The organism is Cohnella sp. GCM10027633 (genome assembly GCF_042675445.1).
Classification (GTDB): Bacteria; Bacillota; Bacilli; order Paenibacillales; family Paenibacillaceae; genus Cohnella.
The window spans coordinates 972,037-997,173 of the sequence record NZ_JBHTGV010000001.1 but is presented as its reverse complement, the minus strand read 5'-3'; the positions used below and the strand labels follow the sequence as shown (position 1 = coordinate 997,173).

Here is a 25,137-nt window from a genome sequence, read left to right as displayed (position 1 = left end):
AAATGAATATGGAACGAAGGAACAATCGAACGTTCAAGGCGTTGTCCGCGATCGCGATCATCGGCATGCTCTTCTCCTCGCTGGCGGTCGTGCCGCCGTCCCCGGCGGCCGCTTACGCCTCCGCTCTCGGCAACGTGACCGGCGTCTCCGTCTCGGGCGACGCGCTTACGCTCACGATCGATAACGGCGCTGAACCGAACGACGACATACTCGAAATACTGGTGGCCGACGCTAACATTCTCAAGGTGAATTATCGGCCGAACGGCGTAGCGTCGAGCGCGAGCACGCCGATCATCGATCCGAACAAGACGTGGAGCGCCGTCGGCGCGACGATCAATACGGCCGGCAACCCGATCGTGATCACGACGGCGAAGATGAAGATCGAGATCGCCAAGACGCCGACGCGCCTGACGGTGAAGAAGCCGGACAACACGACGCTGCTATGGGAACCTTCGGGCGGCGGCGTCTTCTACGACGGCGTCCGGTTCGAGCATTCGACCTCGCATAACATCTACGGCATTCGTGGCTACAACGCGTTCGAGGACCAAGGAGACTTGCTTCGCAACGACAGCTCCCACGCCGCTCATGCCGGGGAACAGGGCGACGCGGGCGGACCGTTCCTCTGGTCGACGGCCGGATACGGGGTTCTCGTCGACAGCGACGGCGGGTATCCGTACACGAACGACACGAGCGGCAAGCTCGAATTCTATTACGGCGGCACGCCGACCGAAGGTCGGCGCTATTCGAAGACGAACGTCGAGTATTACCTCATGCTCGGCAATCCTTACGAGATCATGGACGCTTATGGCGAGATCAGCGGCAAGACGCCGATGCTGCCCGATTGGTCGCTCGGCTTCAGCAACTTCGAGTGGGGCATCGACCAGACCGAGCTGGAGAACACGGTGGAGACGTACCGCGCGAAGAACATCCCGATCGACGGGTTCGCGCTCGACTACGATTGGAAGAAGTACGGGGAAGACAACTACGGAGAATTCGCGTGGGACACCTCGAACTTCCCCGACGCGGCGTCGACGACGCTTAAGACGGACATGGCGAACGAGGGCATCAAGCTGATCGGCATCACGAAGCCGCGCGTCGTCACGCTCGACTTCGGCAGCAACCGGACCGACCAGTATTACGACGCGCAAGCCGGGGGCTACTGGTATCCGGGGCACTCCGAGTACTCCGATTACTTCATCCCCGTCACCGTCCGCAGCGTCGACCCTTACCAATCGGCGGTAAGGACTTGGCTGTGGCAAAATTCGGAGGATGCCTTCGACAAGGGCATCGCCGGCTGGTGGAACGACGAGACCGACAAAGTATCGTCGGGCCCGGCGCAATACTGGTTCGGCAACTTCACGACGACGCACTGGTCTCAGGCGATGTACGAAGGCCAGCGCGCCTACACCTCGGACGCCCAGCGCGTTTGGCAAGCGGCGCGGACGTATTATCCGGGCGCCCAACGGTACGCGACGACGCTGTGGTCGGGCGACATCGGCGTCCAGTTCCAGAAGGGCGAGCACGTGAACTGGGCGGCCGGCATGAAGGAGCAGCGCGCCGTCATGCTGTCGTCGATCAACCTCGGGCAAGCCAAGTGGGGCATGGACGCCGGCGGGTTCAACCAGAGCGTGAACCCGAATCCGGAGCTGTACGCCCGCTGGCTGCAGTTCAGCGCCATGACGCCGGTGTTCCGGGCGCACGGCAATTACAATCAGCAGCGCCAGCCTTGGTATTACGGCAAGACCGCCGAGGAAGCGACGAAGAGCGCGATTCATCTGCGCTATTCGTTGATGCCTTATCTGTACGCTTACGAACGCTCCGCGTACGAGACCGGCGTCGGACTCGTACGGCCGCTGCTGTTCGACTACCCGGCGGACGCGAACGTCGAGAACCTCACCGATTCGTGGATGTTCGGGGACTGGCTGCTGACGTCTCCGGTCGTCGACAAGCAACAGACGTCCAAGGACATCTACTTGCCGGCGGGCACCTGGTACGACTACTTCCGCGGGACGGCGTATTCGGGCGGGCAGACGATCAGCTATCCGGTGAACGCGGAGAGTTGGTCGGACATTCCGATCTTCGTTAAGAAGGGCGCGATCATCCCGAACCAGAAGGTTCAGGATTATGTCGGGCAATCGGCCGTGGACACCGTATTCGTCGACGTGTTCCCGGATACGTCCGCGACGTCGTTCACTTACTATGAAGACGACGGCGCGAGCTACGATTACGAAGGGGCGGATACGTTCAAGCAGACGTTGACCGCGCAGGACAACGGCGGCAGCGGCTACGCCTTCTCGGTCGGCGCGAAGAGCGGCTCGTATTCGCAGGAAGCCGACTATTACTTGGTCAAGCTGCACGGCAAAGCCGGCACGGCGGCGACGCTCGGCGGCAGCGCGATGTCGTCGTACGCCGACCTGAACGCGCTGAAGGCCGCGGGCGGAGAAGGCTGGACGACGGGCAAGGACGTCCACGGCGTCGTCACGTACGTGAAGCTCGCCGCGGGCAGCGGTTCGGCGAAGAACGTCGTCGTCACCGGCACGGCTTCCGTCGGCGCGACCTCTTACAAGTACGAAGCGGAAGAAGCATCGCTGTCCGGCGAGACGACCGCGACCATGGCCGGAGTCAACACGAACCATTCCGGCTATTCGGGCAGCGGGTTCGCGGACGGCTTCGACGACGCCGGCGCCGCGGCCACGTTCTATGCGGACGTCGCCACGGGCGGAGACTACGCGGTATCGCTCCGCTACGCGAACGCTACCGGCTCGGCGAAGACGATCAGCGCGTACGTCAACGGCAACCGGGTGAAGCAGCTGTCGCTCGGCAACTTGGCGAACTGGAACACGTGGGCGACGCAGACGGACACGATTCCGCTGTCCGCCGGCCGCAACGCCATCACGTACAAGTACGATTCGGATACCGGCGATACGGGCAACGTGAACCTGGACTATATCGAGGTCCCGTTCGCTTCCGCGCAAGCGAAGTACGAAGCGGAGAGCGCCGACCTCGGCGGCTCGGCGTCCACGAACATCGACCATTGGTTCTATTCGGGCACCGGCTTCGTCGACGGCTTCGGCACGCTGGGAGCGGAAGCTTCGTTCCAGGTAACGGTGCCGTCCTCCGGCAGCTATAACGTCGCGCTGCGGTACGCCAACGGCTCGGGCTCGAACAAGACGATCAGCACGTACGTCGGCGGCTCCAAGATCGGGCAGAATACGCTGTCGAGTCCGGGGGCGAACTGGAATCTGTGGACCGACTACACGCAGTCGCTGTCGCTGAGCGCGGGAACGAACACGATCAAGTTCAAGTACGATTCGGGCGACAGCGGCGGCGTCAATCTCGATCGCATCCTCGTCTCGTCGTCTTCGATCGTGCAGGCCGCTTCGGAGACGAACCTGCTCGACGATCCGGGCTTCGACCGGCCGACGAGCCAGAACAACAACTGGTCGGAGTGGCATCCGGGCGGGCAGAGTCTCGCCTACGGCATCGACGGCGGCATTACGATGAACCCGCCGGAGACGGCGAGGACGGGCTCGCAACGGGCGTACTTCTACGCTTCGGGCGCGTACCAGCAGAGCATCCACCAGCAGGTGAGCGTGCCGACCAACAACGCGAACTACAAGTTCGAGGCGTGGGTCCGCATGAAGAACACAACGCCGACGACGGCGCGGGCGGAAATCTCGAACCACGGCGGCTCCGCGCAATACTACAATATCTCGAACGACGGGGTGTGGAAGTATATCAGCATCTCGAACATCTACGTGACCTCGGGCGTCGTCGACGTCGGCTTCTACGTCAATTCCCCTGGGGGGACGACGCTGCAGATCGACAACGTCAGGCTGACGAAGCAGTAAGTTTAGCGTGAACAAACCCGGGCGGCGCTTATCCGAGCGCGCTCGGGTTTTTCGTGCTGCGGCGGACCGGAATCCAAAAAATGAGGACGCCGAACCCAATCGATGTTGCGTTAGGTTTCCGGATGTATTCGTTTACAATTTGGATACATCTAACCTAACGAAGGAGAATGGCGATGGAACGAGGGAATAGAATCGGCAGCAAGTCTATCGCAATACTGTTAGTCGGTCTCATGCTATTGCAATGGTTGTTCATGTATCCGCTTCCACAAGCGGAAGCCGCTAGCGCGACGGGGTTGCTCGATACCTCCGGTTGGCGGATCACGACGACGTTGGACGACGGAGGTTCGGACTACGACGAGATCACGGCGGCGATGTTCGACGACGATCCGGCGACGGTCTGGACGAGCAACGAGCTTCAGACGTCATGGGGGCTCGTGCTTCAGATCGATATGCAGACTGCGACGGAGTTCGATACGATCTACATCGATTCGGGAGACTCCCCGAATTACGGCAGGCAATATCTCGTCCAGACGGACGCCGACTGGAATGCCCAACTGGCGCAGACGAACGGGCAATCCGGCATGACGAAGCTCGCGTTGCCGAAGACGACGGCAAGGCTAGTGAACGTCTGGCAGACGGGCGCTTCCGCGACGCCGTGGACCGTGGCGGACATTCGGGTATACAACGGGGAAGCTGCGGATCCAGGCGACCCTGACCTCGGCGGAGACCACCCGTTCGGCCCGAACGTCTACGTCATGGATCCATCGATGAGCGCCGCTGATATTAACGGAATAGCCGATTCGATCTTCGCCGTTCAGGAGCGGAACGAATTCGGCGACGAGCGTCACGCGATCCTGTTCAAGCCGGGCGAGTACGACGGCGTTAACGTCAAGGTCGGCTTCTACACGCAAGTGTCCGGTCTGGGAAGGAATCCCGACGACGTGAACATTAACGGCGCGGTGAACGCGAACGCCGACTGGAATAACGGGAACGCGCTCGTGAACTTCTGGCGCGCCGTGGAGAACATGGCGATTACGCCGCCGAGCGACACTTCCGCGCAGTGGGCCGTCGCCCAAGCGGCTCCGATGAGGCGGATGCACATTAAGGGCCAGTTGGAACTGTTCGACTTCGACCCTTGGTGGAACGCGGGGCTCGCCAGCGGAGGCTTGCTGGCGGATTCCAAGGTGGACGGAACGATCATCCCGGCTTCGCAGCAGCAATGGTTCTCGCGCAATAACGACTACGGCGGATGGTCGAACGGCGTATGGAACATGGTGTTCGTCGGAGACCGGAATGCGCCGTCGGGCGTATTCCCGGCCGATCCTTACACGGTCGTCGGGCAAGCGCCGGTCATTCGGGAGAAACCGTACCTGTATATCGATGACGAAGGGGAGTACCAAGTATTCGTACCTTCGCTCCGACGCGACGCGCAAGGGGTCAGCTGGCAGTCCGGACCGACACCGGGGCGGTCGATTCCGATCGATCGATTCTATATCGCGGATCCGCGACAATCGACCGCGGCGAGCGTTAACGCCGCGCTGAGCGAAGGCAAGAACGTCTTGTTCACGCCGGGCATCTACCATCTGGAAGATACGATTCGCGTGAATAACCCGGATACGGTCGTCATGGGTATCGGGCTCGCGACGTTGATTCCGGCCGCGGGGCAAGAGGCGATGACTGTGGCGGACGTCGACGGCGTCATCATCGCGAGCTTGCTGTTCGACGCCGCGCCCGAAGGCTCGCCGTCTCTGCTCGAGGTTGGTCCGGACGGTAGCTCGCAGGATCACGCGACGAATCCGATCTCGCTTCACGACCTGTTCTTCCGTGTCGGCGGCTCGCACGCGGGGAAGACGGATATCAATCTGACGATCAATAGCGACGACGTCATCGGCGACCACTTCTGGATCTGGCGGGCCGACCATGGCGCGAGCGCCGGCGGCTGGAGCACGAACGACTCGATGAACGGACTCGTCGTGAACGGCGAAGACGTGACCGTCTACGGCCTGTTCAACGAGCACCATAACGCCTATCAGACGCTATGGAACGGCAACGGCGGCCGACTCTACTTCTACCAATCCGAAATTCCGTACGAGGTGCCGGATCAGGCTTCCTGGATGAGTCATGGCGGGACGGTCAACGGATATTCTTCCTACAAGGTTGCGGATACGGTGACGAATCACGAGGCATGGGGTCTCGGCATTTACTCGTATTTCCGCGACGCGGACGTAAAGCTGCACAGCGCCATCGAAGTACCCGATGTACCCGGCGTGCGAATCCATCATGCGACTTCCGTCGTTCTTGCCGGCCATGGCGAGATTACGCACGTCGTGAACGAAGTCGGCGCCAGCGCGACGACGACCAGCGTAAGGCAGACGCTCGCGGAATATCCGCTCCCGGACGGAGAGCCGGAAGTCGAGACGCCGCTCGACCGTACGGATTGGGTAGCATCCGCATATAAAACGAGCACGGCGGACGCAGCACCCTCTTATGCGATCGACGGCAACGCCGGAACGAGATGGGCGAACCAGGAAGCGCAAATTCCGAACGCGAACCAATGGTTCCAAGTGGATATGGGCTCGGCGCAAGCCTTCGATCAGATCCAGATCGAATCGGGCGGCGATTATGCGCGCGGCTACATTCTTCAGATTTCGAACAATGGCGCCGATTGGATCGATCTGCAGTCCGGCACGGGCAGCGCGACGCTGACCGCTGCGTTCGACGAGCAGGTCGCACGCTATATTCGGATCGTGCAGACCGGTACGGCGAATTCGAACTGGTGGGCGATCGGCGAGTTCAACGTATTGTCGAAGCGGGCGAGCACGGCCGTAACCGGCGTGACGGTAACGCCGACGACGTTGACACTGAAGGAACGGCATACCGTCGCGTTGTCAGCGGTCGTCGCTCCGGCGAACGCGACGAACAAGACCGTCGGTTGGACGTCGAGCGATCCGACGATCGCCGCGGTCGACGGTTCGGGAAACGTCACGGCGCTGCGGGAAGGCAGCGTTACGATCACCGCGACGACCGCCGACGGCGGCAAGCAGGCGCAAGCCGCGGTTACGGTCATCCCCGGCGATCCGCTGCCGCAGCCGCCGAGCGAGAAGAAGGGCGTCGCCTCGATCAAGTACTTGTCGACCGCGCCTCAGAAGCTGACCGACCTCGGCATCGATTGGACGTACAATTGGTCGGTCGACTATACGGGGACGCTGACCGGAGCCGACTTCGTTCCGATGGTCTGGGGACCCGGCGCCGTCACGAACGAGACGATCGCCGCCTTGAAGCAAGGACGGGCAGCGGGACGGTTCGACAGCTTGCTCGGGTATAACGAACCGGAGCTGGCGGTGCAGTCCAATACGAGCGTGGCCGATACGATCGAGCTATGGCCGAGGCTCATGGAGACGGGATTGCGGCTCGGAAGCCCGGCCGTCGCTTATACGTACGACGACTCGTATGCGCCGGGCAAGACGTGGCTGGACGAATTCATGACCGAGATGGACGAGAAGAGCTATCCGGTCGACTTCATCGCGATCCACTTCTATCCGGATTTCACGGATCCGGACGCCGTGACGAAGCTGCGGGCGACGTTAACGTCGCTTCACGACAAGTACGGCAAGCCGATCTGGATTACGGAGATCGGGGCCATCCCGTTCGGCTCGACCTATCGTTCGCCGACGGAAGCGCTGGCGACCGGGTTCCTGAAGCGGCTGTCCGCGATGCTGGAGCAGCTCGAATTCGTCGAACGGTATGCCTGGTTCGCGGACAATTGCGATCATGACCAAGCATGCGCCTACACGACGCTGTACGACAGCGCGGACCGGCTCACGGCATTGGGAGAAGGCTTCCGGAATCCCGCGAGCATCCCCGATCCCGAGCCGGAAGACGGCAAGCTCGACCGCGCGGGCTGGAGCGCGACCGCTTCTTCGACGGCGTTCGGTGCGGATCCTTCGTTCGCCTTCGACGGGGATCTCGGCAGACAATGGTCGACGGAAGCGGGACAGACCGGCGGTGAGTGGTACCTGCTCGACCTAGGCGCGACGTATAACGTTAGCGCACTCGAGTTCGATTCCGGCGCGAACGCCACATTCGACTATCCGAGAGGTTATCGGATCGAGCTGTCCGCGGACGGACAGCAATGGACGACGGTCGCGACCGGATCCGGGACCGCGCAGCGCGCGAAGCCGGAATGGGATTCGGGCGCGGCGCGGTACGTCAAGATTACGCAGACCGGCTACGACGGCTTCTGGAGATGGACGTTGAATGAGCTGAACGTGTTCGGTTCGAGCATACAGCAGGGGAGCACTGCTTCCGCGTCGTTGTCCGGTCCCGCTAATGCGTACCCGGGCGCGCCGTTCGAGCTGACCATCGGGGTCAAGGATCAGGCGACGCCGTTCACGACGTTCCAAGCCGTACTCGGCTACGATCCGTCCGCCGTGCGCTTTGACGTTGTGACAAACCCGGATCAGACGGTCTCGCTCGCGGAAGGAGCTGTGCGTTCGCTGCAGCCGAACTTCCATGTGCTGGGTACGGCGGTGAAGGAAGATCTCGGACAGCTCATGATCATCATGGCAAGCGATCAAGCCGATGCCGCAATCGACGGTACGGTGGGGCTGCTCGCCATCGACGCGACTGTCATCGAGGGTTCGACCGCTGCCGTCGTGCCGTTCACGCTGACCGACGTAACCGTCTCCTATGAAGGCCAATCGGTGGACTTGCCGAGCGCGACGCTTCAGCTTTCGGTTACGCACGTAGACAGAACCGAGTTGACGGCGGCGATCGTACAGGCGAAGAGCTTGCATGATGCAGCGGCGGAAGGCAGCGCGGTCGGTCAATATCCGATCGGTTCCAAAGCGTTGCTGCAGGCGAAGATCGCGGCGGCCGAAGCCGTTCGGGACCTTGCCCAGGCGTCGGAGCAGCAATTGGCGCACGCGCTAAGCGAGCTACAAGCGGCAATGACGGCATTCGCGAACGCGGTTATCACTCAGACGCCGATCCAGACCGACAAGGCGGCGCTATCTTCCGCCATCGCTACGGCCCAGAGCAAGTTGTCCGCAGCCCGAGAAGGCTCCAAAGTCGGTCAATATCCGATCGATGCGATCGCCGGATTGAGGCAGGCTGCTCAAGCGGCGGAGAGCGTTCGTGGCAGCAGTTACGCCACGCAAGCGCAGGTCGACCAATCGGTGTCGGCGCTCAGCCAAGCGATGCAGACGTTCTCGAGCCGAATCGTGACGCTCGTGCCGGGCCAATCGCAAGTGACGCTGGCCGATCTTTCGTTGCTGTCGAAGTACTACGGCCTTCGCTCGATGGACGCCGATTGGAGCAAAGTTCAAGCGGCGGATCTGTTCGATAGTGGAGAGATCGACATTCGCGCTCTAGCGGCGATTGCTAGAATGATCATAAACGAGTGGTTGAACGGATGAGCGCGCTGCGATTGTTCGTGACGTGCTGCATCCTATGGCTGGCCGTCCTCCCGACGGTCGGCCCGCAATTCGCGTCGGCGGCGACATCGGTGCAGCCCCGGTTCGCGCTTGCGACGACCGTAAACACCGCCATCGCCGTCGGCGATACCGTCGAGGTCGCCGTGCAAGGCTTCGGATTGGTCGACGCGTACGCCTTCGAAGCGCTCATCGCCTTCGACGCGGGCAAGCTTGCCCTGCTGGAGGCGAAGTCGGATCTGCAGGGCTTCGCCATCAGTAAGCCCGTCGGGGACGATCATCTGAAGTTCGCGCATACGAAGGTGGGAAACGCGGCAGGCACCAACGGGGACGTCACGTTGTTCAAGCTCCGATTCCGGGCGATTAAGGCAGGCGAAGCGGGCATCGTGGTGAAGAGCGCGAAGGTCGTTCACTCCGACCTCTCGGAGGCGGCGGTTGGCGTCGGCGAAGGGATCGGAATCGACGTCGGAGCAAGCGCGGATTTCAAGGACATGGCCGGACACTGGGCGGAAGCGGCCGTCCGGCGGGCCGCGGCGGCGGGAATCGTCGCCGGCTACGAGGACGGCGCATTCAAGCCGGAGAAGCCCGTCACCCGAACCGAATTCGTCGTCATTCTGTCCCGCGCCATGAAGCTGCAGGCGACGAAACGGATAGACCTTCAGCTATCGGACATAGAACGGCTGCCGGACTGGGCTCGCGTTCCCATCCAGGCGGCAGTCGATGCCGGGGTGGTCGCAGGTTACGAGGACGGCACCTTCAAGGGCGACAAGCTCATTACCCGCACCGAAGCGACCGTCCTGCTGTCGAGAGCGTTCGGGTTGAAAGGCGCGGAACAAGCCGATGCGCCGTCCCGATTCGACGATTCTCATGACATCCCTGCGTATGCCCGGGCATTCGTAGAGGCCGCGGCAGCGCAAGGGTTAGTCCAAGGGCAGGGAAGAGCCGGCTTCAAGCCTCTCTCGAATGCCACGAGAGCGGAATCGGTCGTGCTGTTGCTCCGGTTCATGGACGCGTTCGGTCCGACTCCAGCTTGATCCTATCAACCGCGACAGCGCCTTTACGTCTATAATCGAATCTCTAGAAGCGGCCGCTTCCTCTATGAAGAGGGAGGCGGTCGCTTTTTTCTGGCGCGCACCCAATAAAAACATACCCGAATCCGAAAAGAACGAACTATACGGGTGTCGAACGATGCTTTAAAATGAGAATTTAACCATGGTAGGGAGGTCTATCGGCACATGATGAAGTGGAGAGGAATATGGCGCGTACGCAAGCTTCGGAGCCGCTTCCTGCTGGCGATGATTCTCCTGTCCCTGCCGCCTCTATGCGTGCTGGGAACGATCTCATACAATATCGCGAAAGAAGCGCTGAAGGACAACAACAGGCAAGCGAACCTGGATCACCTGGAGACGTCCAGCGAAGTCGCCGATCTGCTGCTCAGGAACATCATCAACCTGAACCGTTTCATCGTCATGAACCCCGACATTCGCGAAGATCTTCGGAATAGCGAGATTAACGATACCTACGAGCAAGCGAACAAGAACGTGCGCACGATCAGCCGGCTGCAGAAGGTCATTAACGACACGTCGCTGGACATGCGGTTCATCGATTCGATCTGCGTCATGGACGTTCATTTCCAGAATTACTGCAGGGGCCGGTCGGACGACGCGGGCATTTACGAAGGGCCTTGGAAGGCGACGTCGATCGAGCGGGCGGCATGGTATCGGCAAGCGGCGAAGTCTCAGGGCAAGGTCGAATTTTTCAACTATAACGTATTGGACGACAACGACAATTCGTTCTCGACCGTCAAGCTGTTCCGCGACGCCGACAGCTATCGCGGCGATCCGATCGGCCTCGTCATCATCAACCTATCGAAGACGATGTTCAATAGCGTGTTTAAGAGCAGCCAGGAGAGCGGAACGTTCCTCGCGATCGATTCCTCGGGCGAGAAGGTGGACGTCGTCTTCCCGAACGACATCGCGGATAAAGGCGAGCTCGAAGCCGGCAATCTCCGGCAAGCGCTCGAAGCGCTGCACGGTCAAGGCTATTTGACGAGCGAATTCCGCAACCAGACGACTGGTTGGACGTTCTTGCATATTATCCAATCCAAGCAACTGCTCGGAGAATCCAACCGCATCGGCATGGCGACGACGCTCATCGCTTCCTTGATCGCGCTCGTCGCGCTCGTCTTGTCGTTCCTCATCTCGGGCAGCATTACGAGACCGCTGCTGCGGCTGAAGAGAACGATGACGAGCTGGGCGAAGGGCAACCGGGAGATCAAGGAATCGTTCAAGGACGACGAGATCGGCGCGATCGGCAATACGTTCATCCATATGGCCCGCGAGAACCAGGAACTGGATGCGCGACTGTACCACTCGGAGCTCAAGGAGCGGGAAGCGGAGCTTCGCACGCTGCAAGCGCAGATCAAGCCCCATTTTCTATACAACACGCTCGATTCCATCTACTGGATGGTCCGCTTGAAGAAGACCGACGAGGCGGCCGCCATGACGCTGGCGTTGTCCGAGAGCTTCAAGCTGAGTCTGAACAAAGGCAAAGAGGTCATTCCGATCTTCAAGGAACTGCAGCACGTCGAACACTATATGACGATCCAGAATATCCGGTACAAGGGCCGGTTTACGTACGAGACCGCGATCGATCCGGACATCCAGGGTTTCGAGATTCTGAAGCTGATCTTGCAGCCGTTAGTAGAGAACGCGATCTATCACGGCCTCGAGCCTAAGGTTGGACCCGGCACGATCCGTCTGGAAGGGCGCAAGGAAGGCGACTATCTCGTATTCGTGCTCGAGGACGACGGCGTCGGAATGGACGACATCGCCATGACGGAGCAAGGGTACGGCATTCGCAACGTGAGGGACAGGCTCCAACTCTATTACGGAGATTCCAGTTCGTTCGCGATAACGAGCCAGGTCAATCAAGGGACACGCATCGAGATTAGAATTCTACCTTTCCCTCAGGAGGCGAATGCGCGTGCTTAAGGCGGTATTGTTCGACGACGAGTATATCGTGGTGGAAGCGCTCAGCGCGTTGGTAGACTGGGAGGGGCTGGGCATCGAGCTTGCCGGAACGGCGAGCGACGGCTTTGCCGCTCTGGAGCTGTTCCGCAGCGTCAAGCCTCATATTATTCTGACGGACATCCGAATGCCGGGCATGGACGGCTTGCAGCTGCTGGATATCGTCATGGAGGAGGCGCCGGACACGTCTTGCATCGTATTCAGCGGATTCAACGAATTCGAATACGTTAAGCGATCCATACAGCTCGGAGTCTCCGATTATATCGAGAAGCCGATCACGGAGAAGAGCATCGAGCAAGCGCTGCGCAAGGTGCTGGGAGAGATCCGCAAGCAAGAGCACGCGAAGCTGCTGGAGCGGCAATGGAAGGATAGCCAGAAGGAGCTGCTGGAAAAGGCGACTTTGGATTTGCTGCGTTACGGGGAGAAGGCGCGCGCCAAGTGGGAAGCGTGCATGGCGGCCGAGATGCCGGACGTATACGGCATAACGGTCGTCGTCTCCATGGAGGAATTTCGCTTGCCGGAGCATGGCGGACATCTCGTGATCGCGGTGCGGAACGGCGACGAGCACGCGCAGGCGATCGTTCATCGGGACAAGCCGGAGCAGCCCTTGCGGGACGAGATCAGAAGCGCTGCGGAACTTGCCGAGATCGAAGTCGGCATCGGCAATACGCACGTCTCCCCGGGTTTCGCGATCGAGAGCTACCGGCAAGCGCAGCGGGCTTTGAAGGCGGCGCTCTATTTGCGGATGAAGAGTGCGATCCAATTCGATGAATTAGGGACGCTGTTCTCGGTGCCGCGAGGGTTGAACGAACGCGAAGAAGCGATTCTCTTAAGTCTGAGAGCAGGCAGCGCGAGCGGGCTCCTGCATCAAGTGGAGCGCTTCGTCGCATGGATTTACGAGGAGAAGCTCGACCCCGACCTGGCGGAACAAGAGATGCTTAAGCTCGTCTACCTGGCATTGGATATCGCGTCCGAATCGGCGTCGGACGATCGTCGCGACGATTCGTTGCGACATAATCGCATGCTTCACGTGGACATTCGGGAGGCCGCGGCGCACGGCCGGTTGCACGAGTGGTTCAGAGGCCAATTCGCGACCATCGCCGAATGGATGAACCGCGACAGGAAGCACCGGACGCACGCTTCGATCGAGAACGCGATCGTCTATATCGAGCGGCAATTGTCTCGGGACGTGTCGTTGCAGGAAGTCGCCGCGCACGTCGGCCTTAATCCGACTTATTTCAGCGTCTTGTTCAAGGAAGAGACCGGACAGACGTATATCAAATATTTGACGCGTTGCCGGATGGAGAAAGCCAAAGTATTGCTGCGCAAAGGAATGAAGATTACCGAGGTCAGCGAAAGCGTCGGTTACTTGGCCCATAGGCACTTCGCCGACGTGTTCCGCAAATATACCGGCGTTACGCCGGGGCAATACAAGGAACGGCAATCCGAAAAAACCGACGCACGATCATAAGAATGACTCGCTTACGCGCGCCGCCCCCGAGCCCGTACAATGAAGACACAGGGAACCCGGGCCCTACTCGAAACCAACGACAACGAACGATCAGGGGGAACACCACCATGTCGAAAGCAACGAAATTCGGCGCGCTGCTGGCCGGAACGGCTCTGACGGCGGGCTTGCTGGCAGGCTGCGGCAACAATTCCGACAACGATGCGAACGCGGCGTCATCATCGGCGGCAACGCCGGCCGCGAGCGCTCCCGCAAGCAGCCAAGCTGCGCCGGAAGCTTCGCACGAGAACGTAACGATCTCGCTCTTAACCGATAACACGCAAGACTTCATCAACGTCGCCAAGTCGTTGGCCGAAGCGTTCGAAGCGAAATATCCATGGATCACCGTAGAGCACGAGACGCGTCCGCAGGGCGGCGAAGGCGACAACTTCGTCAAGACGCGGCTGGCGACGGGCGATATGAACGACGTATTCATCTACAATTCCGGCTCGCTCATGCAAGCGCTTAATCCGGAAGAGAACATGCTCGACCTGACGAACGAGCCGTTCATGGCCGACGTCCTCGATTCGTTCAAGTCGACGGTATCGTACAACGGCAAAGTGTACGGCGTGCCGGCGGGCGCTTCCCTGGCCGGCGGCTGGTTCTATAATAAGAAAATCTACGCAGAGCTGGGCTTGTCCGTGCCGAAGACGTGGGCGGAACTGATGGACAACAACAAGAAGGTGCAGGCGGCGGGCAAGACGGCGATCATCGGCACGTACAAAGACACGTGGACGTCCCAATTGATCGTGCTGGCCGACTACTATAACGTGCAAGCGGGCAGCCCGACGTTCGCGGCGGACTACACCGGCAACAAGGCGAAATACGCGACGACGCCGGCCGCGCTCAGAAGCTTCGAGAAGCTTCAGGAAGCGGGCAAGGCTTACATGAACAAGGATTACTTGGCGAACAACCTGGACGCGGGCCTGAAGATGCTCGCGGAAGGCCAAGGCGCGCACTATCCGATGCTGACGTTCGTCATTCCGACGTTGCTGCAGAACAATCCGGATCAGATCGGCGACATCGGCTTCTTCGCGCAGCCGGGCGACGACGCCAACGACAACGGATTGACGGTATGGATGCCGGGCGGCGGCTACGTCTACAAGAACAGCAAGCATATCGAGGAAGCGAAGCTGCTGCTCGAATTCATCGTCTCTCCGGAAGGCATCGCGGCGTGGACCGCGGCTTCCAAGCCGTCCGGACCTTACGTCGTCAAGGGCGCGACTCTTCCGGACGACGTGCCGCAAGTCGTCAAGGACATGCTTCCGTACTTCGACGCGGGCAAGACGGCTCCGGCCCTCGAGTTCCTGTCGCCGATTAAGGGGCCTAGCCTGGAGCAGATCACGGTCGAAGTCGGCTCCGGCCAACGGGAAGCGCAATCCGCCGCCGAGCTGTACGACAAGGACGTCGAGAAGCAAGCGCTGCAATTGGGCATCGCGGGCTGGTAAACATCGCTTGGTAGGTTGAACAAATCGGTCCTGCGAGTCGATCTTGCAGGACCGATTTATTCATCTGGCCAGAACGGAGGGAACACGAATGAACAACATATTCAAGCGGGTGTACACGTACAAGTTCCTGTTGCCCGCGGCGATCGTCTACACCGTTATTTTCATCGCGCCGACCTTGATGTCGTTCTTCTTCAGCATGACGAGATGGACGCTGATGGATTGGGAATTCATCGGATTCAAGAACTTCACGATGTTCCTTCAAGAGTCGTCGCTAAGCATCGGTTTCCGGAATACGTTCATCTACGCCGTCGTGACGTGCCTGCTCAAGGTCGTGCTCGGCTTGCTGCTCGGCGTGTTCCTCACGTCGAAGATCAAGAGCAAGAGCTATCTGCGGTCGGTCGTCTTCTTCCCGACGCTCGTCAGCACGATCGCGGTCGGGATCGCGTTCAGCATGATGATGCATCCGACGACGGGCTTGTTCAACAACGCGCTGTCCTGGCTCGGCATCGAAGGCCCGGATTGGCTCGGGGACACCCGATTGGCCATGTACTCCGTCGCGTTCGTCGACGTGTGGAAGGGCGTGGGCTTCGCCACCGTCATCTATATCGCGGGCATTATGTCCATCCCCGAGGAGTATTACGAGGCGCTGCAGATCGACGGCGGGAACGCGTTCGACAAGTTCCGGTCGATTATCGTCCCGTTAAGCCGCCCGGCGACGAACGCGGTCATCGTGCTCGCCTTCATCGGAGGTCTACGGTCGTTCGACCTGATCTGGTCGATGACGAGGGGCGGTCCCGGTTTCGCGACCGACGTCATCGCCTCCATTATCTATAAGCAATATCAAGGCGGATTCTACGGACTCGCGACGGCCGGCAACGTTATCTTGTTCCTGTTCGTCACGGCGCTGGTATTCCCGTTGTCCCGTTACTTGAACCGCAAAGAGGTGGACTTATGAGAAGGGCGAACAACCTGGCGATCGAATCGTTCGCCATTCTATGCAGCCTCGTTCTCTTCGGGGTGCCTCTGTACTTCGTTCTCGTCAACGCGATGAAAAGCCCTCAAGAAGCTTCCTTGATGAACATGAAATGGCCGACGTCCGTGCAATTGTGGGCGAATATCAAGGAAGTCGTACAGGTACGGGACTACATGCTGCTCCGGGCGTTCTGGAACAGCTCGGTATTGACCGTGCTGTCGATCGCGGGCTTGATTCTCGTCTGCTCGATGGCGGCTTTCGTCATGCAACGCCGCAACGACAAGCTGACGCCGTGGCTAAGCTTCTTCGTCCTGTCGGGCCTGATCATCCCTCCGGCGATTGTGCCTACGATCTGGGTGCTGCAAGAGATCAGCCTGTTCAAGACGATGACCGGCATCGTGCTGGTGGAGATCGCGCTCAGCCTGCCGTTCTGCATCTTGCTGTACCGCGGCTTCATGGGCGCCATTCCGAGAGAGATCGACGAGGCGGCGGTCGTCGACGGCTACGGCGGGTTCCGGTTGTTCTTCACGATTATCTTCCCGTTATTGAAACCGGTCACCGCGACCGTCATCGTCACTTCGTCCGTCTCGATCTTCAACGACTTCACGAATCCGCTCTACTTCTTCCCGGGCGCGGACAACGCGACGGTGCAACTGACGCTGTACAACTTCATGAGCCAGTTCGTCTCGCAGTGGAACCTGCTGTTCACCGATATTCTGCTGATCACGATTCCGCCGCTCTTGCTGTTCCTGTTCTTCAACAAGAAGATCGTCGCCGGCATGACGGCCGGTTCGGTCAAAGGTTAATTCGAAATTCGCAGCAAGGCGAAGGAGAGGGATTGGATGGAAAATACGTTCGTTTGCATCGCGGAGAGCTTGAAGCCGGCGCTCATCGAGGGGACGGTTAGGCCTGTCGGCTTGGTCCGCCCGATAGCCGATCCCAAGGCGTTCCAAGGCTGGCGCATCGAGCGGGTCGCGCCGATCGGGGACTTGCAAGAGATGGCGTTCGGACAGGGAGACGCGATCGTGCTCGACTTCGGCGATCACCTCGTCGGACGGCTGACGCTGTCGCTTCGTTCGGTGCTGGCGAGGGCGGATTCTCCGGTCCGTCTCAAGCTGACGTTCGGGGAGATGCCCTGCGAGATCGCCGAGAGCTTCGACGACTACAAGGGGTGGCTCAATCGTTCCTGGCTGCAGGACGAAACGATGAACTTCGACGTCGTGCCGGGGACGTACGCGCTGCCGAGAAGATATACTTTCCGATATTTGAAGATCGACGTGATCTCGCCCGAGCGCAAGTTCAAGATCGCCTTCGACGATCTCTTCGTCACGACCGTGACTTCCGGCGACCTGTCACGGGTGCCGGCGTTGCCGGACGCCGTGCCGGACGACCTGCGGGAGATGGACCGGATCGCCGTCAAGACGCTGCAGGACTGCATGCAGACCGTGTTCGAGGACGGGCCGAAGCGGGATCGCAGGCTGTGGATCGGCGACCTGCGCTTGCAGGCGCAGGCGAATTACGCGACGTTCGGCAACCTGGAACTCGTGAGGAGATGCTTGTACCTGTTCGCCGGATTGCGCTTGGACGGCGGACAGGTCGGCGCTTGCGTCTATGAAGTGCCGGAGCCGGCCGCGGATGATATCTACTTGTACGATTACGCGTTGTTCTTCGTCTCCACGCTGCACGACTACCACGAGGCATCCCGCGACCGGGAGACGCTGGGGCAGCTGTGGCCGATCGCGTACGAGCAAATTCATCTGGCGCTGGCGAGGCTCGACGAACGGGGCATCGTCAAGGACGACGATTCGTGGTACTGCTTCACGGACTGGCACGAACGCTTGAACAAGCAAGCCTCGGCGCAAGCGGTGCTCGTCTTCGCCATGAAGCACGGGCTCGCGCTGGCGGAGGAGCTGGGGCAGGGCGACGAAGCGGCGTTCATCCGCGAGCGGATCGACCGCGCGTCGGATGCGGCGATCCGGCACCTGTGGGACGCTGAGCAAGGCTTCTTCGTCAGCGGTGCGGATAGGCAAGTATCGTGGGCGTCGCAAGCGTGGATGGTGCTCGCGGGCGTGTTCGGCGCGGAAGACAACGCGGCGATGCTCGATCGGCTGTTCGCGTCAGATCCCGCCGTTCGGCCGATGACGCCGTATATGTACCATCACCTGATCGAGGCGCTGCTCGTATCGGGACGGAAGGAGAAAGCGCTCGAGCAGATGCGCGCCTATTGGGGCGAGATGGCGCGCGACGGCGCCGATACGTTCTGGGAGACGTATCAGCCGTCGGACAAGCGCCATTCGCCGTACGGCAGCAACCTGGTGAACAGCTACTGCCACGCGTGGAGCTGCACGCCGACGTATTTCATTCGCCGATACTTTAATTGAAGCAGCGTATTGGATACCAAGAAGACCGAGCGATTAATCTCGCTCGGTCTTCTTTCTATCGGTTATTTCGTTGCGCTATCGAGAAGCAGTTCTACGACCTTCGCGGCTTCCGCGCGATTGGAAGTCGCTTGCGGAGCGAACTTGTTCTGCCCGCGTCCGGTCATAATGCCTTTGTCGGCGATCATATCGACGCTGGCTTTCGCCCACGTTCCGATCGCGTCGTTATCGGCGAATGTCGCCGGCTTCGAAGCAGCCGCGTCCTTGACGATAATCTTCAACGCGTTATGGGCCATGACGGCCATCTGCTCGCGGGAGATGTTCTTCGTCGGCGCAAAGCGGTCTGCGCTAATGCCTTGGATCAAGCCGTTCTCGTAAGCGGCGGCTACGGCTCCGGCGTACCAGCTGCCGCTAGCCACGTCCTTGAATGGCATGGCCGTTTCTTCGGACGTCAGCTTCAATGCCTTGACGAGCATCGTCGCGAATTCGGCGCGAGTCACTTGGCCTTGCGGATCGAACTTCGTATCCGTCTTGCCTTGCACGATTTGCTTCGCGGCCAGGCTTTGAACATAAGGGAACGCCCAGTGCGTAGAAGGAACGTCCGCGAACGTCTTGTTCAGATCGATCTCGTAGATGCCGAAGCCTTTGTCGTCCGTTTTGTTCAAGTAGCCGATGTTGCCCGTCGCTTTCGCGTAGTCTTCCGCTTTCGGGGAGGACGCGAACGTGACGTTGACGTCGCCGTAGATCGGCGCGATCGACCAGTTGTTATCGATGGACGGGTTGATCTCCTTGTTCTCGGAGATGTAATCCATCAGAATCTGGCGGTTCTCCTCCGTGGAGTCGATCAGATATTCGCTGCCTTTGACGCCGGGGAAGTTACCGCCGCCGCTCGCGCGGTAGTTGTTCGTCACGACGATGAACTCTTGGTTCGGGTCGACGGCTTTGCCTTGATATTTCAAGTTCACGATCCGGCTGGCGGAAGCGTCGTTGACCGTTCCGTCCGTCTTGTACTTCGCGGGCTTTGTGACGTCGACTTGGTACGTGACGCCGTCGATGACGTCGAAGTTATAGACGGGGAACGAAGGATTCAGCAGCGCTTGCTCTTCTTTGCTCGCCGGGTCGATCCGATTGAATTTGCCCGCGGACATTTCCAACCATTCTTTGACGACCGAGCCTTTGACGAGAATCGCCTTCATCGTGTTGTCGTACAAGTACAGGTCGCCCGCGCTCTTGATCGCGAGAGGGCCTTTCTTGATTTCGGTGAACTCTTCGACGCCGTTGCGGCCGGCTTTGAACGGCGCTCCGACGGACAGGATCGGCGTATCTTTATATTTCGGCAAGTTGGCTTTCACGTATTTTTCGACGTACCATTTTTGCGCGTTCGTTACGATTTGTACGGAAGGGTCGTCCTGCACCAGGGCAAAATAGCTGTGAATCGGCGCGGTCGTCGTTCCGATCGGATTGTTCGCGTAAGCGATCGTCGCTTCGTGATCGGCTTTGACGGCGTCGACGATCGCTTGATCTTCGTCGGCCAGCGATTTCTTGGCGACTTTGTCGTAGATCGCTTTGGTCGAAGACTGGGAAGCGGCGACTTTCCATACGCCGTTCTGCTTCTCCAGCGTCAAGTCGATGATGCCCAGGTTGCTGCCGCCGTATCCGGCTTGTACCGCGGGAACCCCGTTGATCTTGCCTTTGGCGTTGTCCACGCCGGGAAGAACATTGCCGGACGCGTCCTTGAAGAGCGCGTCGAGCGACTTCTCGTCGTCGGCAGGGAACACCTTGTGCGTGTGGGAGAACGTGATCGCGTCGATGCCCGGCACCTTGCTGAGCGGCAGAACCGCGTCTTCCGCGTTCGTATGAGCGGCAGCCGAGCCGTTGAAGCCGGTATGGGCCATCGCGATGACGATGTCCGCGCCTTCGGATCTCATCTTAGGCACGAACTTCTCGGCGGTCTCGACGATGTCTTTGGTCACGACTTTGCCTTCGAGGCTCGCTTTGTCCCAATCCATGATTTGCGGCGGCGCGAAACCGATGACGCCGATCGTCAGCGTCTGGTCCTGACCGGCCTCGTCCTTGAACGTTTTCTTGATTAATCTATAGGGTTCGTATCGATTGACGTCGTTATTCGGATCGGAATCGTGATCGTCGACGTATACGTTCGCGTTAATATAAGGGAAGTTGGCGCCCTTCATCGCTTGGTTCAGGAAGTCCAAGCCGTAGTTGAACTCGTGGTTGCCGAGCGTCGCCGCGTCGTATCCCATCAGATTCATCGCTTTGTATACGGGATGAATATCGTTCGCCGCAAGAGGAGCGACTTTCGCTACGTACGTGCCGAGCGGCGTTCCTTGAATCAAGTCGCCGTTGTCGACGAGGAACGTGTTCGGCGTCTTCGCGCGTACTTCTTTGACCAAGCTTGCCGTTCTGGACAGGCCGACCGTCGGAGCCGCGCCGTCTTTGTAGTAATCGTAGGACATCAGGTTCGTATGGATGTCCGTCGTTTCCAGAATGCTAAGCTTCAGGGTCGAATCGCCCGCGGCGTATGCCGTGTTCAGGTTGGCGATAGGCGCGGCGATCAGACCGAGACTCAAAGTAGCCGTTACGAGTTTGCTAGCCGGTTTATTCATGTCAGTCTCCTCTTGGTGTGGGATTGTGGAGCGCGGTTCGGACTTGCCTTCATCATTGTAGTAGACATGAAGGGCGATAGATAGACGATAAATAATGGTTTCGAAGCCGGTATCCGGATCGAATCGGTTCTGGATATTTTACCCTCGGTTGGAAAAGCTGTAACCATCCGATCGGAGGTGCAGGACCACGATGTCCCAAAGACGGCTGTCGTCGCTTCAATTGTTTTTTCTGTTCGTGCTGACGCTTACGATCGCCAATCATACCCTTACGATACCGCTCGTATTGGGCGCGGCCAAGCGAGACGCCTGGATGAGCGTGCTGCTGTCCGTCGTTCCTGGCGTTCTTCTGTTGCTCGCGGTCAAGCATATTATGAACACGTCCCGCCGGGAACCGCTTCTTCCTTGGGTGAAGCGCCATTTCGGTCCGTTCGCGAGCGGCGCCGTCGGCGTCGTTCTGGTCGCCTATTTGCTGTCGAACACCATGATATCCGTGAAGGATACGGTTACTTGGGTGGATGCGACGTTCTTGCCGGATACGCCGGGCTTCGTCATCGGCGCCGCCCTGAGCGTCCTCTGCTTCATCGCCGCTTACGCGGGTCTGTGGTCGATCGCCGTGTGCGCGGGCATGCTGCTGCCGTTCGTCGTCGTGCTCGAGGAGTTCGTGGTGTTCGCGAACTTCCCGCTCAAGAACTATCGCCACATGACGCCTCTGCTCGAGCATGGAATGAGCCCGGTCTGGAGCGGGCTCGTGTATACCGCGAGCGGAATCGCGGAGATCGTTCTCGTTCTGCTCGTCCAGCACCGGCTCAAGGCTAACGTTCGCTCGCGCGCGATCTACTGGGCGCTTGCGGTCGTCGTCTTCTTCATCTTGCAAGAGATGATCGAATCGATCGTCAATTTCGGCCCCTCGGAAGCCGCGGCGCAACGCTATCCTTCGTTCGAGCAGTGGGGACTCGTCACGCTCGGCAAGAGCGTCTCCCATCTCGACTTCCTATCGATCTACGAATGGCTGAGCGGCTCGTTCGTCCGAATTTCCCTTGGGGTCTATTTGGCGATCGAGCTGACGCGGACGAAGGGCAAAGCCGCCCGCAAGCTCGTGCTCGGCGCGATGTTCTCGTTCATGATCGCGGTGCCGCTGCTGCCGGTCAACGACTCGATGTTCGAACGGTTCCTGCGAAGAATGTATTACCCTTACTCGCTGGCGCTCATGGTCGCGGTCGTCCTTGTTCTGCTCGCGTTCTCGGCCATCGTCCGCGCGAAGGAAAGGGGACGGGCTTCCCATGCGCAATGAACGGCAGAACGCGAAGGAAGAGGAATTGCGCGAGTTGTTCCAAGGCTGCGCGGACGTGAAGTTCCAGCGCGTCGCTCTCGTCGGAGACGGGGAGGCCGGCGATTGGAACGCGCTGCTCGTCTATTGCGAAGGGTTGGCGGACGACAAGCGGATCGACCAGGCGGTCTTGCCGCAGCTCGATCGCCTGACGGCGGCGCAAGTGGCTGCCGGCCAGATCGGCAACCTTGCCTTCGAGCTTGTTCCGGGCGATAAGCAAAGCGTCGTCGATGCGGTGTTCGCCGGGAAGCTGCTGCTGTTATTCGATCGGGATCCGCAGCTCCGCTCGCTGGACATCGCGGATACGCCGCAACGGAAGCCCGAGGAATCGAACACCGAAGTATCGGTGAAGGGGCCGCGCGACGGGTTCACGGAACAGCTCGCGACGAACGTGGCGTTAATCCGCAAGCGGCTTCGGACGGAGTCGCTTCATTGCGAGCGGTTCGTCGTCGGGCGAAGAAGCCGGACGCAAGTCGCGTTGCTGTACGTGGACGACATCATTAACCCGGATATCGTCGCGAAGGCGCGCCAGCGGATCGTAGGCATCGACGTCGACGCGATCGTCGGAAGCGAGGAGCTCGCGGAGTCGATATCGGATGCTCCTTACCGGGTGTTCCCCTCGCTCGACTATTCCGGCCGGCCGGACTTCGCTGTCGAAGCGCTTATGCGGGGGCGGTTCATCGTCGTCGTCGACGGTACGCCGATGGTTCTGCTGGCTCCGACGACGCTGACGTCGCTGCTCAAGACGCCGGAGGATATCCACGCGTCGTATTTGTACGTCGCCGTCGAATCGTTGTTGCGGTTCACCGGATTGTTCGTCGGAATCTTATTGCCGGGCTTCTTCATCGCGCTGATCTCCTTCCAATTGGATCAGATCCCGTTCACGACGATCGCCACGATCATTAACGTCCGAAAGGGCATTCCGATTCCCGCGCCGCTCGAAGCGTTCGTCATGCAGGTCTTCTTCGAGATGTTCCGCGAAGCCGGCATCCGGCTGCCCAAGGGCGTCGGCCAGACGGTTACCGTCGTCGGGGGACTGTTCATCGGACAAGCGGCGATCGATGCCGGCCTGACTTCCCCGGCGATGCTCGTCGTCACGGCGCTGTCCACCGTGTCCACGTATACGCTGGTGAACCAGTCGCTAAGCGGCCTCGTCATGCTGCTGCGGATGTTCGTGCTCGCTTGCGCGTCGTTCCTCGGCATGTACGGTTTCTTCCTCGGGGTGTTCGGGATATTGCTCTACTTGTCCCGCCTGGAATCGTTCGGCGTGCCGTACTTGGCGCCGCTGTCTCCGCCCGTGCTGAAGGACATGCTGATGGCTCTTCTGACGAAGCCCCGAACGCTCGTGCGCGAACGGCCGTCCATCTATGCCACGAAGGACAAGGGCAGGAAGGAGGACGGCAAGTGAGGCGCAAGCTCGCGGCCGCGATCGCCGTCTTGTGCGCATGCACGCTGCTCGGGGGCTGCTGGGACATCAAGAACGTGGCCGACTTTAACTTCGTCACCGCGCTCGGAATCGATTACGACGATGGCAAGTATACGGTATATACCGAGTTGATGGATTATAGCGTCGTCGGCAATGAATCGCAGGACGGAGGATCCCAAGAACGGTCGAAGGTATGGGTGGGGCAAGGGACGGGGAACACGGTATACGAGGCGATTACGGAGCTGTACCGGACCGTGCAGCAGAATCTGTATTGGGACCATATCATGGCGATCGTTCTAAGCGACCGCGTGTTGAAGCAGGACATTCGCGTCTCCCTGGACGCGCTGGGCCGGTTTCCGCAAATCCGCTATACGTCCTGGGTGTACGGCACCCGCGAACCGATCGACAAGCTGTTCATGAGCGCTTCGTTCATCAACGTATCCCCGATCGCCACGTTGCTTCATAATCCGAAGGCGCTTTATCAGCAGCGCTCGGATATTTACCCGGTCCGGTTTCTCGAAGTGTCGGCCAACGACGGAGAACCGGGACAGACGGATATGATCCCCTCCCTGGGCATTACCGCCAAGGCTTGGAAAGACAACGACAAGAAGCAGCCGGTGCTGTACATCGACGGCGCTTACGCGCTCAAGGACGGCAAAGCCGACGATTATTTCGAGAACGAGCAACTGAAGGGACTGCGCTGGACGCAATCCGGAGGCAAGAAGCTGTATTTGCGCATCGAGAAGGAAGGGAAGACGCTCGGCATGGTCGCGTTGTTCCGGCCGCGCAAGAAGGTTCGCGTCTCTTCGGTAGGCGGGAAGCCGGCGTACGCCATGGATCTCGGGTTCACGGCGATCGTGGAGGAAGCGGCGGCGGACGTTACCTTGAAGGAAGTCGAGACGCTCGCGAAGAGTCGCATCCGGGAAGAGGTTCTGGCGACTTTCGAAGCGGGCGTCCGCGAAGGCGCCGATATTTACGGTCTGGAGCAGGCGGCTTACCGGCAGCGGAACCGTCTATGGAAGTCCGCCCGGTCCGCTCCGGCGCTCGCGGGAGCGGCGCCCGACGAGCGTTCGCTGACCAGCGTGAACGTGGCGATCAGATTTTTGCATACCGGCGCGTACGATATGCGTCCGGAATAATGA

Annotated in this window: 13 protein-coding genes; 12 read left to right on the top strand and 1 reads right to left on the bottom strand. The window is 59.9% G+C overall.

Translation table 11 applies throughout. The features are described 5' to 3' along the window. Positions 1-8 precede the first annotated feature (8 nt). The 9 genes from ACFQZG_RS04400 to ACFQZG_RS04360 all read left to right on the top strand — a co-directional run bounded on the left by ACFQZG_RS04400 (position 9) and on the right by ACFQZG_RS04360 (position 18,621). Positions 9-3,851: a TIM-barrel domain-containing protein gene (locus ACFQZG_RS04400; protein ID WP_378150280.1), complete on the top strand. Its 3,843-nt coding sequence runs from the start codon at positions 9-11 to the stop codon at positions 3,849-3,851. 173 nt (positions 3,852-4,024) lie between these two features. Further along, positions 4,025-9,268 carry a glycosyl hydrolase gene (locus ACFQZG_RS04395; RefSeq protein ID WP_378150278.1) on the top strand — a complete coding sequence of 1,748 codons (5,244 nt, stop codon included), beginning with the start codon at positions 4,025-4,027 and terminating at the stop codon, positions 9,266-9,268. Then, positions 9,265-10,317 (top strand): S-layer homology domain-containing protein, encoded by a 1,053-nt coding sequence (locus ACFQZG_RS04390; RefSeq protein ID WP_378150276.1) that lies wholly within the window; start codon positions 9,265-9,267, stop codon positions 10,315-10,317. Before ACFQZG_RS04395 ends, ACFQZG_RS04390 begins: the two co-directional genes overlap by 4 nt. Before the next feature lie 201 nt (positions 10,318-10,518). Further along, on the top strand, positions 10,519-12,276 hold the full coding sequence (locus ACFQZG_RS04385; RefSeq protein WP_378150275.1) for a sensor histidine kinase: 1,758 nt from the start codon (positions 10,519-10,521) through the stop codon (positions 12,274-12,276). Continuing rightward, the gene (locus ACFQZG_RS04380) at positions 12,269-13,783 is read left to right on the top strand and encodes a response regulator (RefSeq protein ID WP_378150273.1); all 1,515 of its coding nucleotides are present in this window, start codon (positions 12,269-12,271) and stop codon (positions 13,781-13,783) included. The genes ACFQZG_RS04385 and ACFQZG_RS04380 overlap by 8 nt, the downstream gene beginning before the upstream one ends. Positions 13,784-13,890: 107 nt before the next feature. Beyond that, positions 13,891-15,267 carry an ABC transporter substrate-binding protein gene (locus tag ACFQZG_RS04375; protein ID WP_378150271.1) on the top strand — a complete coding sequence of 459 codons (1,377 nt, stop codon included), beginning with the start codon at positions 13,891-13,893 and terminating at the stop codon, positions 15,265-15,267. 88 nt (positions 15,268-15,355) lie between these two features. Beyond that, on the top strand, positions 15,356-16,222 hold the full coding sequence (locus tag ACFQZG_RS04370; RefSeq protein ID WP_378150269.1) for a carbohydrate ABC transporter permease: 867 nt from the start codon (positions 15,356-15,358) through the stop codon (positions 16,220-16,222). Continuing rightward, positions 16,219-17,046, top strand: coding sequence for a carbohydrate ABC transporter permease (locus ACFQZG_RS04365; RefSeq protein ID WP_378150267.1), 828 nt, complete (start codon positions 16,219-16,221; stop codon positions 17,044-17,046). The genes ACFQZG_RS04370 and ACFQZG_RS04365 overlap by 4 nt, the downstream gene beginning before the upstream one ends. A gap of 36 nt (positions 17,047-17,082) precedes the next feature. After that, a complete protein-coding gene (locus ACFQZG_RS04360; protein WP_378150266.1) occupies positions 17,083-18,621 on the top strand; it encodes an alpha-L-rhamnosidase-related protein in 1,539 nt (512 codons plus the stop codon). Between the two features lie 62 nt (positions 18,622-18,683). Here the strand turns inward: ACFQZG_RS04360 and ACFQZG_RS04355 are convergent, their stop codons facing one another. Further along, positions 18,684-21,242 (bottom strand): bifunctional 2',3'-cyclic-nucleotide 2'-phosphodiesterase/3'-nucleotidase, encoded by a 2,559-nt coding sequence (locus ACFQZG_RS04355; RefSeq protein ID WP_378150264.1) that lies wholly within the window; start codon positions 21,240-21,242, stop codon positions 18,684-18,686. 190 nt (positions 21,243-21,432) lie between these two features. On the opposite strand from ACFQZG_RS04355, the gene ACFQZG_RS04350 reads away from it, so the two are divergent. The 3 genes from ACFQZG_RS04350 to ACFQZG_RS04340 are packed head-to-tail and all read left to right on the top strand — an operon-like array spanning position 21,433 to position 25,134. Continuing rightward, a complete protein-coding gene (locus ACFQZG_RS04350) occupies positions 21,433-22,533 on the top strand; it encodes a GerAB/ArcD/ProY family transporter (protein WP_378150262.1) in 1,101 nt (366 codons plus the stop codon). Beyond that, positions 22,523-23,977, top strand: a complete 1,455-nt coding sequence (locus ACFQZG_RS04345; protein WP_378150260.1) for a spore germination protein — start codon at positions 22,523-22,525, stop codon at positions 23,975-23,977. The genes ACFQZG_RS04350 and ACFQZG_RS04345 overlap by 11 nt, the downstream gene beginning before the upstream one ends. Next, the gene (locus tag ACFQZG_RS04340; protein ID WP_378150258.1) at positions 23,974-25,134 is read left to right on the top strand and encodes a Ger(x)C family spore germination protein; all 1,161 of its coding nucleotides are present in this window, start codon (positions 23,974-23,976) and stop codon (positions 25,132-25,134) included. The genes ACFQZG_RS04345 and ACFQZG_RS04340 overlap by 4 nt, the downstream gene beginning before the upstream one ends. Positions 25,135-25,137: the final 3 nt, after the last annotated feature.